Below are 19,770 nucleotides of genomic sequence, written 5' to 3' on the forward strand. Positions count from 1 at the left end.
ATTTAATATGGAAGTTAGAAATGATTGAATGATTTAGAAGGAGGTGTGGTGCTAGTGTCTGAAAATAAAGGATTTAAATTTAACATTATTAAAAACGATCCATTGGGTGGACATAAAGGTACTAACATAGGTTCTATTAGTTTAGATAACATTGCACCAGTTTTTATAGATGTACAAAATCAAGAAGCTTTTATAGATATTGGTGGTATGCATGCACGTGCTAGTGTTGAAAAGGGTGTTAAGTGGATTAACGATAAAGAAATTGTTGAAGGTGAGGACGCTAAACCATACTGGTTATGTTGGGTAACTACGGAACGTGGTGAAAATGGACCTTATTATGCAGGCGTGACAGCATGTTACTTATTAGTTAATAAAAGCATCCGTCGAGGTTATAAAAGTATGCCAGAACATGTGAATATGATGGATAAATCAATGAAACGAGAAATTATTATTGATCATATAGGCGATACTAATAAAAACATTTTAAAAGCATTTTTAGAGCAACATAATGAGGAAATGTGGCACAATTCGGCTGAGGAATTGCATAAAGCATTGTCAACAGAAGGATAGTTACGAGCAGCGAGGCTGGGACATTTAGTATGTTCCAGCCTTATTACTATGGTGATTAATACAATTAGTGAATATGAACTGTGCATGTTACTATCATATGTAAAATTTTATGCAAATTTGTACTTGCTACTGCTATAGGATAATGCTAATTTCTTACCTGTGATGTAAGGCATAATTATGCTATAATTATGTGTATTATTTTAAAGATTAGGGTGAAATGAACATTGGAAAACAATGTATTTATTCATACAAAGCAAGTTGTCAAACAACACGACGATAAACAAAAATTTTCATTTAAAACAGAAGGTACATGGCAAAAGCGACAAGCAGATTTTATTCGATATAAAGAAACGATAGAAGATGCTACTGTCAATGTAACTGTGAAAATTGAACAAGCTGGCGTGAAAATTATCCGTAAAGGTGATATAAATATGAACCTTCATTTTGTAGAAGGGGAAGATACAATTACATTGTATGAAATTAATGGTGGCCGTATTCCATTAACTGTTCATACACACTCTATTTTACATTTTGTAACTGATGATGGTGGTAAAGTTAAAGTACATTATGATTTGTTACAAGAAGACGAAAAAATGGGCACATATCAATATGAAATAAGTTATAAGGAGAAAAAGCAATGAACATAATCGATAAAGTGAAGCATACATTAGTAGCTGAAATTAAAGCCAGTATTGTAAAAGCTGAACTAACTGAAGCAGCAAATATTCCTGAAATTAAAATAGAAATCCCTAAAGACACAGCAAATGGTGATTATTCGTCAAATATCGCAATGGTTTTAACAAAAATAGCTAAACGAAATCCACGTGATATCGCACAAGCAATCGTCGACAATTTAGATGCGACGAAAGCCAATGTTAAAGAAGTAGCAATTGCTGGTCCAGGTTTCATCAATTTTTATTTAGATAATTCTTATTTGACAGCTGTAATTGCAGAGGCATTGAATAAAGGCGATAAATTTGGAAGTGCTGAATCGCATGATAAAGGCAAAATAATTGTAGAGTATGTTTCTGCTAATCCTACAGGAGATTTACATATCGGACATGCAAGAAATGCTGCTGTAGGCGATACGCTGTCTAACATTTTAGCGGCTGCAGGTTATGATGTAACAAGAGAATATTATATCAATGATGCTGGGAATCAAATTACGAATTTAGCGCGTTCTATTGAAGCACGTTATTTTGAAGCATTAGGAGATACTACGCATACTATGCCAGATGACGGATATCATGGTAAAGATATTATTAATATTGGGCGTACTTTAGCTGAAAAACAACCTGAATTACGCTCATTATCAGATGAAGAACGTGTTAAAACGTTCAGAAAACTTGGTGTAGATTATGAAATGGAAAAATTACGTACTGATTTAGCTGATTTTAATACGCATTTTGATAGTTGGTTTAGTGAAACAACGCTATATGAACAAGGCGAAATTACAGAAGTATTAAATAAAATGAATGAGCTAGGCTACACTTACGAACAAGATGGTGCGACATGGTTAAGAACAACTGATTTTAAAGATGACAAAGATCGTGTACTTATTAAGAAAGATGGAAATTACACATACTTTTTACCAGATATTGCATATCACTTTGATAAAGTTCAACGTGGTAACGATACTTTGATTAATCTTTTTGGTGCAGACCATCATGGTTATATCAATCGTTTAAAAGCTTCACTAGAAACATTTGGTGTTGATAGCGACCGTTTAGAAATTCAAATTATGCAAATGGTACGTTTAATGCAAGATGGCGAAGAAGTGAAAATGAGTAAACGTACTGGTAATGCTATTACGTTACGTGAAATTATGGACGAAGTAGGTGTAGATGCGGCACGTTATTTCTTAACGATGAGAAGTCCAGATACACACTTTGATTTTGATATGGAGTTAGCTAAACAAGAATCTCAAGATAATCCAGTGTACTATGCACAATATGCTCATGCTCGTATTTGTTCTATTTTAAAACAAGCGCAAGAAAGAGGTATCAAACCAACGACAGATGCAGACTTTAATTTAATTACGAATGACAAGGCAATAGAATTATTGAAAAAAGTAGCGGAATTTGAACCGACAATTGAAAGTGCGGCGGCACATAGAGCCCCTCATCGCATTACCAACTATATCCAAGATTTAGCAGCACATTTCCATAAATTTTATAATGCTGAAAAAGTGTTAACGGACGATGTTGCTAAAACAACTGCTTTAGTTGCTTTAATAGAAGCGGTAAGAATTACACTACACAATGCATTACATTTAGTAGGTGTTAACGCACCAGAATCAATGTAAGTAATAATTTTTGAAAGAGTCAGTGCATAAACAAAGTGGTGCGAGCGAGTACTATAATGTTAATCAAGCACTGACTCTTATTCAGTCTGATAACTAGTAGGTGGAGACATGTTAGACACAAAAACATTGTATCAAACGTTATATGCACATATGGGTCCACAGGGCTGGTGGCCAGCACAGAGCTCAATTGAAATAATCATAGGTGCTATTTTGGTTCAAAATACCAATTGGAATAATGCCGCGCGTGCGATTGAACAATTGAAAGATGCTACCGACTTACAACCTAAAACCTTGCTTCGACTCACAGATGAGCAATTACAAACATTAATCAGACCGAGTGGCTTTTATAAAAATAAGGCACGAACTCTGCAAACAGTCTTGTCATGGTTTGAGATTTTTAACTTTGATTATCAAGCAATCAAATCACATTATCAACAAGATTTAAGAGCGGTGTTACTTGGACATAAAGGGATTGGTGAAGAAACGGCAGATGTGTTATTAGTTTATGTCTTTGGAGAGGTGCAATTTATTCCTGATAGCTATACTCGACGTATTTATTACAAATTAGGCTATCCCAATACGACAAATTATCGTAAGTTTAAACAGCATATTGTATTGCCGTCAGATTTTGAAGTACAAGATGCGAACGAATTTCATGCACTTTTAGATAATTTTGGAAAGGTTTATTTTAATAGTAAGCAACCACATAGATATACATTTTTAGATGAATATTTTATACGTTAAATGACAATTCAATATAACAATTGCAGATTGAATTAAAGTTGAAATAAATTAGGAGAACTAAGTCATGAAAAAATACCAATTATTTGTGGTACTATTTGTAGCTATCATAGTATTAGCTGGATGTGGTCAAAATGAACAACAAAATAGTAAAAATAATGATAAGCAGTCTTATGATCGTATCATTTCACTTATGCCAAGTAATACTGAAATTTTATATGAGTTAGGTTTAGGTAAACAAATTATAGGGGTGTCTACAGTAGATGATTACCCTAAAGACGTAAAAAACAAGCAACAGTTTGATGCTATGAAGTTAAATAAAGAAGCATTAATGAAAGCTAAACCAGATTTAATTTTAGCGCACGAAAGTCAAAAAGGCATGAATGGTAAAGTACTTAGCAGCTTAAAACAAAATGATATAAAAGTTGTTTATGTAAAAGATGCCCAATCAATATCTGAGATGTACGATACTTTTGAAAATATTGGCAAGTTAACAAACAAAGAGCAAGCGGCTAAGAAATTAATAGACGAAACCAAAGGAAATATAAAAAAAGTTGTCGAATCAGTGCCAGACACTAAACAACAACCTAATGTTTTTATGGAAGTATCTTCTGAACCAGAAATTTTTACAGCCGGCAAAAATACATTTTTTAATGATATGCTGACACAGTTGCATGCCAAAAATAGCTTTGCTTCGAAAGAGGGATGGCAAAAGGTAAGTAAAGAAGAAGTCATTAAACAAAATCCTGATGTCATGATAGGTACGATGGGCATTAGCAAGGAAAAATACCAAGAAAGTGTTAAGCAACGCGGTGGCTTTAACCATATTCAGGCCGTTCAATATGATCAAGTAACGACAGTGAATGGTGATGAAATATCAAGACCAGGACCTCGTATTGATGAAGGTTTGAAGGCACTAAGAGATGCGATATATAACTAAATAAAAATCCTTATCGCTAATTTTGACGATAAGGATTTTTTGCATAGAAGTGAATTTATTGTAGTTAGTTTTGTGTGATGATGATATGGTAAAATAAAGAACAAATTTGAGGCGAAAGCGTGGCAAGAAAATGATGCGTAATGGGGCGATATATGTATGGCTCGGCACTCTATTATGTGCCGTGTTAGTCAATCTAAGTTGGGGCATGTGGGGCTTGACGCCTGCGATGCAACATGCAATTTTTGTTGAAGTGCGCTTGCCTAGAGTTTTAGAGGCGCTTTTTGCCGGTATTGGGTTAACAGTTGCAGGACAAATGTTTCAAACTATATTAAATAATCCATTAGCTGACAGTTATACGTTAGGCTTGGCCAGTGGTGCTACTTTTGGTTCAGGATTAGCAGTTGTACTCGGTGCAGGTTTTATTATGCTCCCTCTGTTTTCTATATTATTTAGTTTGATCACATTACTTTTAGTCATTGTGATAACTACAATGATGTCTAAAGGCTACCCTATGAAATCACTTATTTTATCAGGTATTATGATTGGCGCGTTATTTAATGCTTTATTATATATGATGATTTTATTTAATCAAGATAAAATGAATAATATTGTTAATTATATGTTTGGGGGCTTTTCAGCAGCAGAATATAGAGAGGTAATATATATTGCTATAATCTTAATTTGTTGTATTGTGGTGTTATATAGTATGATGCCTAAAATTAAATTATTGCGACTTGGCGACTTACATGCGCAAGGGCTAGGATTGAACGCTCAGCAATTAACGTATGGTGTGCTGTTATTAGCATCAATTATGACAGCGATTATTATTGCCTTTGTAGGAATTATTGGTTTTATTGGTATGGTCATACCACAACTTATTCGTCGTTATTATTTTAAGTATACATTAAGTAAACAACTGACTTTAAACATGTTAATTGGTGGTACTACTATGTTAATCGCAGATGGTGTTGGAGGGATAATTTTACAAACATATCAAATCCCAGCGAGTATCATTATAGCCATTATCGGCATTCCTGTGTTATTTTATTTAATGATAACTCAACCTAAAACATTAAATTAAGTATAAAAAATAGAGAAGAAGGTAGCGTATGGATTTATCAAATATTAAAGCAGTTGTATTTGATTTAGAAGGTACTTTATTAGATAGAAAAAAATCACGAGAAAAATTTATAGAAGAACAATATGAGCGATTTCATGATTATTTAGTCAATATACAGGCAATAGATTTCAAAAATAAATTTATAGCATTAGATGATGACGAAGATCATGATAAACCGGAGTTATACAAAGCGATTATTAAAGATTTTCATGTAGATAGACTGACGTGGAAAGATTTATTTCATGATTTTGAAATGCATTTTTATCGCTATGTATTTCCGTATTACGATACTTTATACACGTTAGAACGACTTAACCAGTATAATTATATTACTGGTGTCATTGCTAACGGTAAATCAAAGATCAAGGAATACCGCCTACACGCCCTTGGAATAGAACACGTCATCAATTATATGTCGACGTCACAAACTGTTGGCGTGCGTAAACCACATCCCAAAATTTTTGAAGATATTTTAGAAAAGTTAGATACTAAACCAGAAGAGACTATGTATGTAGGAGACGATCCATTGAACGACGTCGCACCTGCAAGAGCAATGGGAATGATAAGTGTTTGGTTTAAAGATGAAGATGCAGAGATTGAACCATTACCAGAAGAAGTAGACTTTACGATTACAACATTAGAAGAATTGTTAACAATTTTACCGATGAAGCAGAAAGGACAAAACTGATATGAATTTATTTACTACACAAGACGGCGTTGCACTTAATTACGATACGAGTGGAGAAGGGCATGCTATTGTGATGATTCACACGGCATTAGAAAATTTTACAGTTTTTAAAGAACTGGAAAAACAACTGAGTAGGGACTATCAAATTGTACTTATAGATTTGCGAGGTCATGGGTACTCTGATAAACCTAAACATATTAGCTTTTCGGACTATGGTAGCGACATCAAACAATTATTAGATGCGTTATACATCAAAAGTTGTGCACTTATTGGACATGAAATGGGTGCCTCTGTGAGTGCTGAATTAGCATCAAAATATCCTGAATTAGTGACGTCTGTAACTATGGTGAATCCTACGATGTTAGAAGATAAATCGCCAAGTGAGCGTTTGTATCAAAAATATGCTGAAACAATTCGTAATTGGGATGAAGAAAAACAGCACAAATTTTTAGCGAATCAATTATATTACGATAAGAAAAAAGCACAAAAGGTGTTAAAACAAATGGAAAATACACTGGCTTTTACTACAACAGCGGAACGTCAGTCAGTTGAGGCTTCTTTTAATTTTAATAATATTAGAAACTTTTTAGCTCAAGTTCAAGTACCTGTCCAAATTATAGTTGGACAACATGGTGAACGGACTACAGTAGTTGAAGCTAAAGAAGTAGCAGATTATATTACGAACAGTGAATTTGAAGTTTTCCAACACTCAGGTTTATATCCTTTTATTGAAGAAAAAGAAGCATTTTTAAAAACAGTCAAACCTTTTATCAATCGTTTTGTGTAGAGATATTATAGTATTACACTTATATATATCTTTTATTAGTAATAATTGAAATCATTTTGTAATATCTCTGTTATTTTCGTAACATGTATATTATAATATGGTTAAGCACAAAATAGGTTGAAAAAGGAGAGAGTGCTGATGAAAAAGTTATTTGCTGCTTTATTAGTTTCAGGTCTTACATTATCAGGTTTTAGTGCTACAAATGTTGAGGCAGCTTCAGGTAACTCTATTCAAAGTGTTGAACAATTAGAGCAAGGTGATCAGGAACTCGAAGGTGCAGAATTAGGAGCATCTATCGAAACTGTATTAGAAAATAATAAAAAACCACTATATTCATACAGTCCTGATGGTGATGAACATTATTATGAATTTAAAAAAGATAATGGTGTATTAATTGTCACTGCAGACGGTAAAAAAGGTAAAGGTAAAATTTTACGTGCGTCAATGGTTTATAATGAACCCAATGGACCATCTTTTAATGAAGTGAAAAAAGAAGTAAGTAATAAGGCTTCTGCTCGTGAACATTACAATGATGTTACAGGTAACATAGGTTATATCCAAGACGACAATTTATCATATCAATTTACTACTACATCACCAGATGATAAAGATATTAAATTATATCGTATTGACTTAAGCTAATCGTCAATGTCATACTTAGTGAAAAATAAACCGACAAGTCTATACTTGTCGGTTGTTTTATTGATACAATGTTATTAATACGTCACTGGACACCATATAGCTGAGTTAATATGATAATTGGCATAAAGGTATGTTTAATAAGCACTGTAATAGTAGAAGAGAAAAGGAGACTATAATGAGAGTCAATGACAAAGTATTAGTAGAAAATATCAATGATTATTTTACTCATAAAGGACTTTCTCCTAATTTAATCGATGACATAAAAGAAAAGTTAAAAAAAGATTTTAGAAAATCTGAAGAACAAAATCAAGATTATATTGAGTATAGAGGAAAATCACCAGCTGAAATTATATTGACGATTCAACGTAATTTATTTACTTTACAGTTAAATCCTATTGTATTTTTCATTTTAAATTTTATCGTAATTTCTTATTTATATGATAAACAATATGTACCGTTCCAAGCAGCTTCAGGACTATCTATTTTTTATTGTTTGGTTATTTTACCTATTTCAATTGTGATTTATATTAGGATAAGTCATAAAAACTATTTGTATAGTAATAAATTAGAAATGTATATCGGTCTCGCCATTGCAGCAGTATCATTAGTATTAGTTGTTATCCATGCATTTAATGTTAATTTTAGTATCGTTGCGGTATCAATTTATGCACATCAATTTATTTTCTTTGTAGGTATCATTTTTAGTATTACCGGAATTTATTTCAAACGTTTAGAGTTTACAGGTATAGGTTTGCTGTTATGTCAAAAAACAGTAGATGCTATGATTATGAACCCTGGTATTGCGCAAATTGTATCTATCATTATTTGGATTTTATTACTAATTGTAATTATTTATTACACTATTCGTATTTCTTCCAGAAATTAACATTATAAAATGTACGTTGAAAACAGCAACAAAACATCACGTTTATCGTGGAACTTACAATTAATTTATAGCTCGATTTCAAAGTGAAGTAGCAATCAGATGGAGATGATTGTTGCTTCACTTTTCTTATTATATAAAAAAATCAAGAAAACAATTTGTTCTCAATATGATATTTTTATGAAATTAATAGGGTTCATAATGGAATAACATTTTACATAGTGGGTATATGTTACTTGTAAGGGGAGGTGACCCAAATGAATAAAATATTAGTTAATGATGACAACGAGATAGCTTACACAATTGAGGGTCAAGGAATTCCTGTAATTTTAATCCATGCCTTAGATGGGAATATGGCAGCATTTTGTAATCTAAAAAATGAATTGAAACACAATTATAAAGTAATCACATATGATGTAGTTGGTCATGGATACTCATCAAAACCAACAACTTTTACATTAGATGATCATATTGAAGATTTAAAAATCTTAATGGAACGATTAAATTTATTTGATGCCCATGTGATTGGTCATGACATGGGCGCGATTATTGCTAAAGGTTTTGCAGATCGCTATCAAAATTGTGTCCGCACGTTAACGTTAATTTCATTTGACTATACAAATGGTATTCATGGTCTCAATAAGTTAATGTTTGAACACGAAGAAGAAATAATTGGTTTTGATAAGGAAGAAGCTTTGATTATTTTATTCCCGTATATGTACACTGCCCGTGAGAGCGCCAAAAAGTGGGTACAGAAGCAAAGAATTTATGCACGACAAAAACCTGAATGCAGCGCAACTGCTACACGAGCAATGATGACTTTTCCAACTTTAGATAATGAAGAAATTATGGGAGAGACAACAGTACCCACCTTGATTATTAACGGGAAAAATGATCCGCTCATTAATCATGACTATACGGAAAATTTCGCATCTAATAATCTTAATATCACTGTAAAATTATTCGCTGAATCTGGACATGCTCCACATATTGAGGAACCATTACATTTTTTAACAGCCTTCAATTTGTTTGTGGAATCAGTGAAAGTGTGAGTATGTAGATATTAAGGGGAGTAAATTACACATGGAAATGAATAAGCACAAGTCAACGTTTAAACTGTATTATTAAATACATTAAAAAGAATCTGCAGCACCTTTGGTGTTGCAGATTCTTTTTATGAATATAAAATTAAAATGATTTAGACTTCTTTATTGTCATTAGCTTCTTTAATACGTTTATTAACACGTTCTAATAACTCATTAATTTTATCACGTTGTTTTTTGTTAACTAAAATTAATACAGTTCTTTCATCGTGTTCATTACGTTTTTTATCGAAGTAATCTTCTTGTGATAAATTTTTAACTGCTTTTACCACTTGCGGTTGTTTGTAATTTAAATGATTAATTATATCTTTTAAATAGTACTCTTCACTTTCATGCTCACTGATGTAAGTAAGTACTGCGAATTCTTCAAAGCTCACTGAGAATTCCTTTTTAATAATACCTTTTAATTTGTCTGCATATGTCACCATAGCCAATAACTCGAAACAATCATTTATTTTTGTGATCGCCATCTTTTATATTCCTCCCTGTTTTGCCAGCCCAATCATGATACAAATTAAATTTTATAATTTGTATAACTTTTATCTAAAACGAAAGTTAAACCTACTTTATTATGATAATTTTAGTCTAAATTTATTTGTGTAAAATATATTAAAACCATAATTATTTAGTTTATTATAACTAAATAAAAATAGAAAGTAAACTAAAAACTGTTTAAGAGTGGGCGTAATGATTTATTTTATTAATTCAATTAGTTTATAAGCAAAAATTTAAATATATTTTATTGCTCTAAACTAATTTTTCCCATTACAGTATAATTTAAAACTTAAATTGGCCGATTGGCGAATTTTTTGATTACTTTGTAATATTACTAAGTATTTAATGCATATTTCATTAATTAATGGTTAACATTAATACAAATGCATCGTAGTCTATTTTACCCGTTTTAAATATATTAAAGACATTTTTTAGCATAATTTGCTTTTAAATTTATCAAAATTAATTTGACTATAAACTAATTTAAAGTCGTTGTATTTTAAAAAAATTAATTCTAAAACAAGGTGTTTCACTTTTCTATAATTACAAGTTGATCATTGAAAATGAAAACAATTCAAACACCAACAATAGTTAATTAAAATTTATTGTTAAATTGTTTATTTGATACTACCAAAGTTATATTACGCTCAATGAGTAATAAATTCAACTTTATTTTAATTACAAATGTTTTACAATGTTGTGTAAATTAAATGAGTAATTGAAATATTATTAATATATAGTAGATATTTTAACGTTTTAAGTTCAAAAAATGATAATTATTAACTGTAACTAAATCTCTGTCGCTATATGTAATTATAAATTGTAACTGCTGATTAGAAAAATCGTAATAAGATAATACCAAGCATCAATGCTATAATACCGATAATTTTTCGTAATGTTACTTTATTAGTAGGTGTTCCAAACAAACCAAAATGATCGATAATAATGCCCATAATCATCTGGCCTAACATAACTACTATGGTAGTAACAGCAGCGCCAAGATGTGGCATCAATATAATGTTTGTCGTAACAAATACGACACCAAGAATACCACCAATAAAATAAAGCGGTTTAAGTTTGCCTTGTGTCGGGTTATAAGTTGTTATTTTTAATGATTTATTAAATATCAAAGTGAGGATAAATAATAAAATTGTGCCGATAGTAAAGGAAACAAGGGCTGCCATTACTGGAGAATGTAATTGTTGTCCTAAACTACTATTAATTGTAGTTTGTATCGGAGGGCCAAAACCAAAGATAAAGCCAATAATTAGCCAAAGATAAAAAGAAACGGGTGTTACACGGCGTTCTTGTGTTTTACGAGTATAATTCATTAACAATATCCCTATAAATAATATGATAATGCCTAATGATTTCACTACAGTAAAAGGTTCGTGATTTGCGCCAAACCAACCAAAAGTATCAATAAGTACTCCCATAATAATTTGACCTGCAATAGTCATTACTACCGTTAAAGATGCACCTAATCTAGGTAAGAGGAGTAAGTTTCCTGTTAAAAAAATAACACCTATTATACCACCGACAAACCAAACATAGCTTAAGCTTTGGTTTGCATAGAAATCAGCTGTAAAGACATGAGGATTAACGATAATATTGATAAGAATTAAAAATAACATTCCCGTAGCGAATGAAATCGTCGAAGCATAAAATGATGAACGGGTATACATGCTCAATCGTGAGTTGATGGAAGTTTGAAAAGGTACTACCATACCAGCAACTAACCCTAAAATAAATAATAAAAACAAAATAATCACGCTTTCTCTAAAATTTTGATATTGATAATGTCAGTTTATTCTTTTGTTATATGATATGATGAGTATATACGATATAAATGTAAAATTCATGATATTGATACATGAGTTATAGCAGATATGTTTGTAAAAGTGAATGATTTTAGAATTTAAAAGTGAGTGACTAACTAAATTGAAGCAACTTTCTATCATTCGTCTGTTAGACGAAGAAACTTTTTTTATTGGTGCTGGGAGCAATCAACAACTAAGACCACAACAATTTATTGAAGTATTGAACCCTAAAAGATCATACAAAAATTTAGCACGCGTTGAAGAAGTGTATGAACAATATGCATTATGTAAAAAATTAGGCAAGAAAAAAATATTTTTTGGTGATACAGTCAGAATTCGTCCGTTAAATAATTAACTAGATGTCAAATATACATTAAAATGTCACAGTGACATCGCCCCTAAAGCACTTAAGCTGAGGGGGCGATTTTTATTTTTTAGACAGTTAGCAACTATGTGTATATATAGTGCTAATTAGATAGTCATATAATGTAAAGTTACTAGAAAATGGTTAGTGTTTAGCGTCTAACGTTTCAAAAATTGTAGTAATTGTTTTGTCTATCAAATAGGCAGCATGTACTTTCACAGGTTGGCTTTTCGAAATTCTCAAAATATCCAAATCAACTATTTTTTCCATGTTTTCTTTGACTTGTACTTCTGTTAGTTTACGTTCCACTTTAGGAATTTGTAGTTTTAACGTTTTATTAAGTACATCTGTAAATACTAATTCTAATGTTTTTGACATTATGGTGCCTCCTTAATGAACGATTTCGCTTTTGTTTAATTCTATAGTAGTAAACTGTTCTCCAAGCATATTTTCAAGCGCAACTTTAAAGGCTTTGATTTGTTCTGTAGTTGCCTGTGGATTTATATTGGCAAAACGACGAGAGAAATTTTTCACTTTCCCATCAGGTCCAGCAAAGCTACGAGAAAATGTTACTGTTAATTGATTAATTCCATTCATTGCTTAACACCTCCTTCTATTAAAAATATCGAAGTGATAAAAGCAAATGGCTATAAAAATTTTAAGAAATTTGTGTAAAATGCTTTTATGTTACTTATTTATCATTTATTATTGAATAAGAAACATTTTAAAGTTAAGAGGTGTGAAGATGAACCAGGTGGACCCAATTAGAGATATTGGAGATATAAAATTGATGTATGAAGTGTTGCAACGAAAGTCATATAGAGATTATTTATTATTTAAATTCGCAATACACACAGGTATTAGATTATCTGAATTATTAAATTTAACCGTGTGTGACGTGATGGATAAAAATAAAGCTATTAAATCATTTTGGGTAGAATCACATGCATCAAATATTAATATTATGATTCCAGAAGAATTACAACGCGAATTACGACAATACATCACTATGGAACAGTTAAATACGGGTGACTTGTTATTTCAATCCAATAGAACTCAAAAAGGTTTATCTAGACAACAAGCGTATCGCATTATCCATGCTGCTGCAGAAGAGTTGGGGATGTTACATATAGGATTAACAACTTTGCGTAAGACGTTTGCTTATCACGCCTATCAGTCTGGAATCTCTATTTCTATTATTCAAAAATATTTAGGGCATCAGACCACTTATGAAACGATGAAATTCATAGGTATTTCAAGGAATGCAAGTAAGACGACAATCGCGTTAAATTTATAAATGTAAAGGAGGAAGTCGATGAGTCTGATATACCTATTATGTATTATATTAGCTATTACGATACTTGTGTCTTTAACAATGACACATGTCAAATTAAGTAGATTTGCAGGACAAATAGCTTTAATAGCTCCAGTTCTAGCTTTAGTATACTTTTTGTGGCAAATTCCACGAGTAGTGGAAAGACAAATGACGATGGTCAATATACCTTGGTTGCAAGCTATAGATATTGACTTGGCATTTAGACTTGACGGTTTAAGTTTACTTTTTGGCATATTAATTTCAGGCATTGGAGTAGCCGTCTTCTATTATGCGACACAGTATCTGTCTAAAGAACATGATCATTTACCGCGTTTTTATATATACTTATTACTTTTTATGTTCAGTATGATAGGTGTTGTTACTTCTAATAATACAATTTTATTATATGTGTTCTGGGAATTAACAAGTGTGTCATCATTTTTACTTATTTCTTATTGGTACGATAAAGAAGATAGTCAGTATGGTGCTATACAATCATTTGTAATTACAGTCTTAGGTGGTTTGGCATTATTAGTAGGCTTCGTTATGATTTACAGCATTACTGGCACAAATACGATTACAGATATTCTTGATCAAAGTGATAAAATAGCTAACCATCCATTGTTTATACCAATTATTATTCTAGTGTTAATAGGTGCTTTTACCAAGTCAGCGCAATTTCCATTCCATGTATGGTTACCGAAAGCGATGGCCGCACCTACACCAGTCAGTGCCTACTTGCACTCGGCAACAATGGTGAAAGCAGGTATCTTTTTACTCTTTAGATTTACACCTGTTCTTGGACTTAGTGATTTTTATATTTATAGTGTGACTTTTGTTGGGTTAATTACAATGATTTATGGGGCTATAAATGCACTTAGACAATATGACTTAAAAGCAATATTAGCTTATTCAACCATCAGCCAACTCGGTATGATTATGTCGATGGTAGGTTTAGGTGGTGGTTATGCTCAACATACATCAGATGAATTATCAGCTAAATATGCAATGTTACTTTTTGCTGCATTGTTCCATTTATTAAATCACGCATTGTATAAAGGTGCCTTATTTATGGGTGTAGGTATTATTGACCATGAAACAGGAACACGTGATATTCGACAATTATCAGGAATGCGCAAAGTATTTCCGAAAGTTCATTTTGTCATGTTGCTGTCAGCATTATCTATGGCGGGCATTCCGTTTTTAAATGGTTTCTTAAGTAAAGAGATGTTTTTTGATGGTTTGCTTAGCGCACATGAATTGCCACAGTTTAATATAGTATTAACTTTAATTATTGATCTATTAGGTGGCTTAGCAAGTGTATTTACGATGATTTATGTGGTTTATATGATTAAGGAAGTCTTTTGGGGCAATTATAGTGAGGCGAAACTAGAAGTTGCTAAACCACATGAACCATTGAAATTTACATTACCATCATTACTAATGACGCTCTTATTGCCTGTTATTTTCTTTGTCCCGAATCTTTTCGGTGACCATTTAGTCTTACCGGCTTTAAGAAGTATTACCATTGGTGAAAAAGTTGATCAATTTGCTCCGCATATTGCCCAATGGCACGGCGTGAATTTACCACTTATACTAAGTGTTGTTGTCATATTAGTGGGGATTATCGCAGGATTGAAAATAAATTGGACTAAATTTGCACGTAATTTCAAAGTGAAATCTATTACAGAGTTTTATGACAATTCTTATAAACAATTTGAACGTTATTCAGGTTATAGTATACGTGTACTAATGAATAACCGTTTAAATCAATACATTATTATGACACTTATTATCTTTGCGGTACTTGTCTTGTATGCCATTATTCGTGTTGGCTTCCCTGAAGTACATCAAGTAAAAGTAGGGGAATTTGGACCGCTAGAAGTTGTTACGTTGATTGTTGTTTATGTGTTGGGAATTGCTTTAGTGTTTATCAGACAACGTCTAACAATGGTTATTCTGAATGGAATTATAGGGTATTGTGTTACAATATTCTTCATTTTAATGAAAGCACCAGATTTAGCATTAACGCAATTAGTGGTAGAAACGATAACAACGATACTCTTTATTGTCAGCTTTTCACGTTTACCAAACGTACCTAGAGCAAAAGTACATAAAAAACGTGAATTAATGAAAATAGTCGTATCACTAATCATGGCCATAACAGTAGTAATATTAGTCTTTATCGCACAACATGGCACATCAATATCAACGATATCAACGTTCTATCACAATGCTTATGAATTATCTGGCGGTAAAAATATAGTTAATTCTATATTAGGAGATTTCAGAGCATTTGATACGTTATTTGAAGGTATGGTATTGATTATTGTCGGCTTAGGTATCTACACATTATTAAACTTTAAAGATCGGAGGGGACAAGATGAAAGAGAATGATGTTGTCTTACGCACAATAACTAAAATTGTGGTCTTTATTCTTTTAACATTTGGATTTTATCTGTTTTTAGCGGGACATAATAATCCAGGTGGTGGCTTTATTGGAGGACTGGTTCTTAGTTCAGCATTTTTACTAATGTTTCTAGCCTTCGATGTGAAACAAGTATTAGTCTCCCTGCCTGTTGATTTTAAAATAATGATTATTGTCGGCTCATTATTATCAATGGTAACAGCAATTGTACCTATGTTTTTTGGTAAACCGTTCCTTTACCAAACAGATGCATACGTCAATGTACCATTAATGGGTGAATTGCATTTAACAACTGTGACATTGTTTGAAGCGGGAATAGTACTCTCAGTTGTGGGAGTCATTGTTACCGTAATGCTGTCAATTAGTGGTGGTCGCTCATGAATTTAATTTTATTATTAGTAATTGGCTTCTTAATATTTATAGGAACGTATATGATTTTATCAGTCAATTTAATACGTATCGTTATTGGTATTTCTATTTATACGCATGCTGGTAATTTAATCATTATGAGTATGGGTAGTTATGGTAAAAACAAGACTGAACCATTAATTGGAACTGCTAACCAAAATTTTGTTGACCCTTTGTTACAAGCGATTGTCTTAACGGCTATTGTCATTGGCTTTGCGATGACAGCATTCTTGCTTGTACTTGTATACAGAACCTTCCGAGTTACTAAAGAAGATGAAATTGATGTGCTGAGAGGAGATGACGAAAATAATGAGTAATTTATTAATACTACCATTACTGCTTCCAGCACTTTGTGGTTTAATCTTGGTCTTCATTCGTAATAATAGTTTGTTATCCCGAATTTTTGCGATAGGTACGATGGCGGTCTCTACGCTCGTCTCGTTATTCTTACTAATACATGTAATGCAGGGGAAACCTATCAAATTGGATTTTGGTGGATGGCAAGCACCGTATGGTATTCAGTTTGTCGGAGATTCTTTAAGTTTATTAATGGTTACAACATCAAGTTTCGTAGTCACATTAATAATTGCTTATGGCTTTGGTAGAGCTGAAAAACGTGCGATACGCTTCTATCTTCCCAGTTTTATTTTATTCTTAACTGTAGGTGTTATTGGCTCCTTTTTAACTGCTGATTTATTCAACATCTATGTCATGTTTGAAGTAATGTTATTGTCTTCATTCGTATTAATTACATTAGGACAGTCGGTAGAACAACTACGAGCGGCAATTATCTATGTCGTGCTGAACATTGTCGGATCGTGGATGTTACTGTTAGGTATAGGGTTATTGTATAAGTTAACTGGAACACTTAACTTTGCACATGTTGCACAACGTATTGGTGAAGTTCAAGATCAACGTGCCGTAGTCATAATTTCGATGGTCTTTTTAGTGGCATTTGGTTCTAAAGCAGCATTAGTCCTCTTTATGTGGTTGCCAAAAGCTTATGCGGTATTAAATACTGAATTAGCAGCATTATTTGCTGCATTAATGACTAAAGTTGGCGCTTATGCATTGATTCGTTTCTTTACTTTAATATTTAATGAACAAGATGATGTAACGCATTCATTAATGGTCTTTTTAGCTTGTGTTACTATGCTTATTGGAGCATTTGGAGTAATGGCTTATAAAGATATTAAAAAAATTGCTGCCTATCAAGTTATTTTATCGATTGGATTTATCATATTAGGTTTGGGTACACATACTTTTGCGGGTGTGAATGGAGCCATATTTTACTTAACAAATGATATTGTTGTGAAAACTTTACTCTTCTTTATTATAGGAAGTTTAGTATATATAACCGGACATAGAAACTACCAATATTTATCTGGTTTAGCTAAACAAGAGCCATTTTTTGGTGTCGCTTTTATTGTATTAATTCTAGCTATCGGAGGCGTGCCACCTTTTAGTGGATTTCCCGGGAAATTATTAATTTTCCAAGGTGCTGTAGAAAATGGTAATTATATCGGTTTAACGTTAATGATTATTACAAGTTTAATAGCGATGTTTAGCTTATTCAGAATATACTTTACAATGTATTTAGGAAGTAGTGAAAAAGGTGAACAAGTATTGTTTAAACGTATTCCATTCTATCGTAAAAGTTTAATAGGGATGCTTGTCGCTGTGGTCATTGCTATTGGTTTAGCAGCACCTATTTTATTTAAAGTGACAGAAAATGCGACACATTTAAATATGGATGATCAAGCATATGAAAAAGCAGTTAATCCACATTTGCTGAAGGAGGAGAAATAATCTATGAGACAAGTAGTGTTAAATGTTGTCATTGCGTTTTTATGGGTTTTATTTCAAGATGAAGACGCTTTTAATATTTCTACCTTCTTCGCAGGATATTTAATTGGTCTAATTGTTATTTATATATTACATCGCTTTTTTGGCCAACAGTTTTACTTGAAAAAAGTTTGGGTGGCTATTAAATTTTTATTTGTGTATTTATATCAATTGATTACATCAAGTATGACCAACATTAATTATATTTTGTTTAAAACAAAAGATATGAATCCAGGTCTTGTTACGTATGAAACGACTTTAGATAGTGATTGGGAAGTATCATTTTTAACAATACTTATCATTATTACACCTGGCTCTACTGTTATTCGTATTTCAAAAGAAAAACAAAAATTCTTTATTCATGCAATTGATGTGTCAGACAAAGAACGTCAAAAGTTATTAAAAAGTATTAGACAATATGAAGGTCTAATATTGGAGGTGGCAGAATGATTGATTCACTAACCAATTTTTTCATTACAAGTTCCATTATTGTCTTTGGGATCGCGTTACTGCTCACTTTGTTTAGATTAATCAAAGGACCTACCACTGCTGATCGAGTTGTTGCATTTGATGCTGCCAGTGCAATACTCATGTCTATAGTAGGTGGTTTAAGCGTTATTTATGGTACGTTTTCATTCTTAGATTCTATATTATTAATTGCCATTATCTCATTTGTAAGTACAGTCTCTATTTCTAGATTTATTGAAGGGGGGCACGTATTTAATGCAAACAACAAGCGAAATCGTTAATTTATGTGCTGCCATTATCATGTTTTTAGGAAGTGTTATTGCACTTATTAGTGCCATTGGCTTAATCAAATTTCAGGATGTCTTTTTACGTAGTCATGCGGCTACTAAAAGTTCTACTTTGTCAGTGTTATTGACGTTAGTCGGAGTTATTATTTATTTCATCTCTGCGCAAGGATATTTAAGTGTACGTATGATTTTAGCCTTGGTATTTATTAATTTAACTTCTCCTGTTGGAGGACATTTAATTTCACGAGCTGCATATCGTACGGGGGCTTATATGTATCGTAAAAAAGATGGTATGAGACAAACGAACATATTGTTAAGTTCAAATGATGATCAAAATAATTTTGAACAGCTGAAAAAGCGTGCTAAAGAGCGTGAACAATTACGTAAAAAAGCCTATGAAGAAGACGAATATTAATTTTGTTATATGAAGATGTGTATCTTTTCCTCCTGTGCTGACAAGGTAGGCGGAATAAGATGCACTTTTTTTATTAAATATTTAGGTTAAATAATGTGATGGAATATTGAGGGGTCAATGATGGATCATGTTTTCTATATTACTGC

The 19,770-nt window shown here is 32.1% G+C and carries 24 protein-coding genes; 20 read left to right on the top strand and 4 right to left on the bottom strand.

Annotation, left to right across the window (positions count from 1 at the left end):
• The first annotated feature begins 45 nt into the window (after positions 1–45).
• The 11 genes from CD036_RS03820 to CD036_RS03870 all read left to right on the top strand — a co-directional run bounded on the left by CD036_RS03820 (position 46) and on the right by CD036_RS03870 (position 9,728).
• Positions 46–570: a YwhD family protein gene (locus CD036_RS03820; RefSeq protein ID WP_172606435.1), complete on the top strand. Its 525-nt coding sequence runs from the start codon at positions 46–48 to the stop codon at positions 568–570.
• Between the two features lie 224 nt (positions 571–794).
• Positions 795–1,211, top strand: a complete 417-nt coding sequence (locus tag CD036_RS03825; RefSeq protein WP_021459197.1) for a YwiB family protein — start codon at positions 795–797, stop codon at positions 1,209–1,211.
• On the top strand, positions 1,208–2,875 hold the full coding sequence (argS, locus tag CD036_RS03830) for an arginine--tRNA ligase (RefSeq protein ID WP_103388027.1): 1,668 nt from the start codon (positions 1,208–1,210) through the stop codon (positions 2,873–2,875). The genes CD036_RS03825 and argS overlap by 4 nt, the downstream gene beginning before the upstream one ends.
• A 108-nt stretch (positions 2,876–2,983) precedes the next feature.
• A complete protein-coding gene (locus CD036_RS03835) occupies positions 2,984–3,619 on the top strand; it encodes an endonuclease III domain-containing protein (protein WP_002510798.1) in 636 nt (211 codons plus the stop codon).
• 64 nt (positions 3,620–3,683) lie between these two features.
• On the top strand, positions 3,684–4,556 hold the full coding sequence (locus CD036_RS03840; protein ID WP_021459194.1) for an ABC transporter substrate-binding protein: 873 nt from the start codon (positions 3,684–3,686) through the stop codon (positions 4,554–4,556).
• Positions 4,557–4,686: 130 nt separating this feature from the next.
• Positions 4,687–5,637: a FecCD family ABC transporter permease gene (locus tag CD036_RS03845; RefSeq protein WP_002510800.1), complete on the top strand. Its 951-nt coding sequence runs from the start codon at positions 4,687–4,689 to the stop codon at positions 5,635–5,637.
• A 28-nt stretch (positions 5,638–5,665) separates the two neighbouring features.
• Entirely contained in the window at positions 5,666–6,364 is a 699-nt protein-coding gene (locus CD036_RS03850; RefSeq protein WP_103388028.1) for an HAD family hydrolase, read from the top strand.
• Between the two features lies 1 nt (position 6,365).
• Positions 6,366–7,151 carry an alpha/beta fold hydrolase gene (locus CD036_RS03855; RefSeq protein ID WP_002510802.1) on the top strand — a complete coding sequence of 262 codons (786 nt, stop codon included), beginning with the start codon at positions 6,366–6,368 and terminating at the stop codon, positions 7,149–7,151.
• A 138-nt stretch (positions 7,152–7,289) separates the two neighbouring features.
• Entirely contained in the window at positions 7,290–7,793 is a 504-nt protein-coding gene (locus tag CD036_RS03860; protein ID WP_002510803.1) for an SA0570 family protein, read from the top strand.
• A 175-nt stretch (positions 7,794–7,968) separates the two neighbouring features.
• The gene (locus tag CD036_RS03865) at positions 7,969–8,679 is read left to right on the top strand and encodes a hypothetical protein (RefSeq protein ID WP_103388029.1); all 711 of its coding nucleotides are present in this window, start codon (positions 7,969–7,971) and stop codon (positions 8,677–8,679) included.
• A gap of 254 nt (positions 8,680–8,933) precedes the next feature.
• Positions 8,934–9,728, top strand: a complete 795-nt coding sequence (locus CD036_RS03870) for an alpha/beta fold hydrolase (RefSeq protein WP_002510804.1) — start codon at positions 8,934–8,936, stop codon at positions 9,726–9,728.
• A gap of 146 nt (positions 9,729–9,874) precedes the next feature.
• Here CD036_RS03870 and sarA read toward each other — a convergent pair whose 3' ends face one another.
• Together sarA and CD036_RS03880 are read right to left on the bottom strand one after the other, a co-directional pair.
• Positions 9,875–10,249 carry a global transcriptional regulator SarA gene (gene sarA, locus CD036_RS03875; protein WP_002510805.1) on the bottom strand — a complete coding sequence of 125 codons (375 nt, stop codon included), beginning with the start codon at positions 10,247–10,249 and terminating at the stop codon, positions 9,875–9,877.
• A gap of 858 nt (positions 10,250–11,107) precedes the next feature.
• Complete coding sequence (locus CD036_RS03880) at positions 11,108–12,037, bottom strand: DMT family transporter (protein WP_031266615.1); 930 nt, start codon at positions 12,035–12,037, stop codon at positions 11,108–11,110.
• Between the two features lie 178 nt (positions 12,038–12,215).
• Here CD036_RS03880 and CD036_RS03885 point away from each other — a divergent pair, with 178 nt between their 5' ends.
• Complete coding sequence (locus CD036_RS03885; protein ID WP_002508989.1) at positions 12,216–12,449, top strand: hypothetical protein; 234 nt, start codon at positions 12,216–12,218, stop codon at positions 12,447–12,449.
• 153 nt (positions 12,450–12,602) lie between these two features.
• On the opposite strand, the gene CD036_RS03890 is transcribed toward CD036_RS03885, so the two are convergent.
• Together CD036_RS03890 and sroA are read right to left on the bottom strand one after the other, a co-directional pair.
• On the bottom strand, positions 12,603–12,836 hold the full coding sequence (locus CD036_RS03890) for a DUF2922 domain-containing protein (protein WP_002508988.1): 234 nt from the start codon (positions 12,834–12,836) through the stop codon (positions 12,603–12,605).
• 12 nt (positions 12,837–12,848) lie between these two features.
• On the bottom strand, positions 12,849–13,055 hold the full coding sequence (gene sroA / locus CD036_RS03895; protein ID WP_021459188.1) for a sigS mRNA-stabilizing protein SroA: 207 nt from the start codon (positions 13,053–13,055) through the stop codon (positions 12,849–12,851).
• Between the two features lie 148 nt (positions 13,056–13,203).
• Between sroA and CD036_RS03900 the strand changes: the two genes are divergently transcribed.
• From CD036_RS03900 to CD036_RS03935, 8 genes are read left to right on the top strand one after another with little or no spacing between them, the layout of a single operon-like run.
• Positions 13,204–13,755 carry a tyrosine-type recombinase/integrase gene (locus tag CD036_RS03900; RefSeq protein ID WP_103388030.1) on the top strand — a complete coding sequence of 184 codons (552 nt, stop codon included), beginning with the start codon at positions 13,204–13,206 and terminating at the stop codon, positions 13,753–13,755.
• An 18-nt stretch (positions 13,756–13,773) separates the two neighbouring features.
• Positions 13,774–16,170 (top strand): DUF4040 family protein, encoded by a 2,397-nt coding sequence (locus tag CD036_RS03905; protein ID WP_103388031.1) that lies wholly within the window; start codon positions 13,774–13,776, stop codon positions 16,168–16,170.
• Positions 16,157–16,582: a Na+/H+ antiporter Mnh2 subunit B gene (gene mnhB2, locus CD036_RS03910; RefSeq protein ID WP_002508985.1), complete on the top strand. Its 426-nt coding sequence runs from the start codon at positions 16,157–16,159 to the stop codon at positions 16,580–16,582. The genes CD036_RS03905 and mnhB2 overlap by 14 nt, the downstream gene beginning before the upstream one ends.
• The gene (mnhC2, locus tag CD036_RS03915) at positions 16,579–16,926 is read left to right on the top strand and encodes a Na+/H+ antiporter Mnh2 subunit C (RefSeq protein ID WP_002508984.1); all 348 of its coding nucleotides are present in this window, start codon (positions 16,579–16,581) and stop codon (positions 16,924–16,926) included. The genes mnhB2 and mnhC2 overlap by 4 nt, the downstream gene beginning before the upstream one ends.
• A complete protein-coding gene (gene mnhD2 / locus CD036_RS03920; RefSeq protein ID WP_021459185.1) occupies positions 16,919–18,418 on the top strand; it encodes a Na+/H+ antiporter Mnh2 subunit D in 1,500 nt (499 codons plus the stop codon). The genes mnhC2 and mnhD2 overlap by 8 nt, the downstream gene beginning before the upstream one ends.
• Before the next feature lie 3 nt (positions 18,419–18,421).
• The gene (gene mnhE2, locus CD036_RS03925; RefSeq protein WP_021459184.1) at positions 18,422–18,904 is read left to right on the top strand and encodes a Na+/H+ antiporter Mnh2 subunit E; all 483 of its coding nucleotides are present in this window, start codon (positions 18,422–18,424) and stop codon (positions 18,902–18,904) included.
• Positions 18,901–19,203: a Na+/H+ antiporter Mnh2 subunit F gene (gene mnhF2 / locus CD036_RS03930; RefSeq protein WP_002508981.1), complete on the top strand. Its 303-nt coding sequence runs from the start codon at positions 18,901–18,903 to the stop codon at positions 19,201–19,203. Before mnhE2 ends, mnhF2 begins: the two co-directional genes overlap by 4 nt.
• A complete protein-coding gene (locus tag CD036_RS03935) occupies positions 19,178–19,624 on the top strand; it encodes a Na+/H+ antiporter subunit G (protein ID WP_002508980.1) in 447 nt (148 codons plus the stop codon). The genes mnhF2 and CD036_RS03935 overlap by 26 nt, the downstream gene beginning before the upstream one ends.
• The last annotated feature ends 146 nt before the right edge of the window (positions 19,625–19,770 follow it).

Source organism: Staphylococcus arlettae (assembly GCF_002902345.1).
In the GTDB taxonomy this organism is placed as follows: Bacteria; Bacillota; Bacilli; order Staphylococcales; family Staphylococcaceae; genus Staphylococcus; species Staphylococcus arlettae.